The organism is Pseudoalteromonas simplex, assembly GCF_015278155.1.
GTDB classification, from domain to species: domain Bacteria; phylum Pseudomonadota; class Gammaproteobacteria; order Enterobacterales; family Alteromonadaceae; genus Pseudoalteromonas; species Pseudoalteromonas simplex.
Genome location: NZ_JADILN010000027.1, coordinates 1 through 1,214 on the forward strand (window position 1 = coordinate 1; position 1,214 = coordinate 1,214).

Annotated in this window: 1 protein-coding gene; it reads left to right on the forward strand. The window is 45.9% G+C overall.

Annotation, left to right across the window (positions count from 1 at the left end):
• Complete coding sequence (gene tuf, locus IRQ78_RS20355) at positions 1 to 1,185, forward strand: elongation factor Tu (protein WP_054564107.1); 1,185 nt, start codon at positions 1 to 3, stop codon at positions 1,183 to 1,185.
• Positions 1,186 to 1,214: the final 29 nt, after the last annotated feature.

The window sequence follows — 1,214 nt, forward strand, 5'->3', positions numbered from 1 at the left end:
ATGGCAAAAGAAAAGTTTGAACGCGTAAAACCGCACGTAAACGTTGGTACAATCGGCCACGTTGACCACGGTAAAACAACTCTAACAGCAGCAATCACTAACGTACTTGCAAAAGTATACGGTGGTGTAGCTAAAGACTTCGCATCAATCGATAACGCTCCAGAAGAGCGTGAGCGTGGTATCACAATCTCAACTTCACACGTTGAGTACGATACTCCAACTCGTCACTACGCACACGTAGACTGTCCAGGACACGCCGATTATGTTAAAAACATGATCACTGGTGCTGCTCAAATGGACGGCGCAATCCTAGTAGTTGCTGCGACTGACGGTCCTATGCCACAAACTCGTGAGCACATCCTACTTTCTCGTCAGGTTGGTGTACCTTACATCATCGTATTCATGAACAAATGTGACATGGTTGACGACGAAGAGCTACTTGAGCTAGTTGAGATGGAAGTTCGTGAACTTCTTTCTGAGTACGACTTCCCAGGTGATGACTTACCACTAATCCAAGGTTCAGCGCTTAAAGCGTTAGAAGGCGAGAAAGAGTGGGAAGACAAAATCGTTGAGCTTGCAGAAGCACTAGATTCTTACATCCCAGAGCCAGAGCGTGACATCGATAAGCCATTCATCATGCCTATCGAAGACGTATTCTCAATCCAAGGTCGTGGTACTGTTGTAACAGGCCGTGTTGAAGCTGGTATCATCAACGTGAATGACGAAGTTGAAATCGTAGGTATCAAAGAAACTACGAAGACAACTTGTACAGGTGTTGAGATGTTCCGTAAGCTTCTAGACGAAGGTCGTGCGGGTGAGAACATCGGTGCACTTCTACGTGGTACTAAGCGTGAAGACGTTGARCGTGGTCAAGTACTAGCTAAGCCTGGTTCAATCACTCCACACACGAAGTTCACTTCAGAAGTATACGTACTTTCTAAAGATGAAGGTGGTCGTCACACTCCATTCTTCAAAGGTTACCGTCCACAGTTCTACTTCCGTACAACTGACGTAACAGGTGACGTACAGTTACCAGACGGCGTTGAAATGGTAATGCCTGGTGAYAACATCAAGATGACTGTAGAACTAATCTGCCCAATCGCGATGGACGAAGGTTTACGCTTCGCTATCCGTGAAGGTGGCCGTACAGTTGGTGCTGGTGTTGTTGCAACTATCGTTGAGTAATCAACTATAGTGATGCATTAAGCATTAAG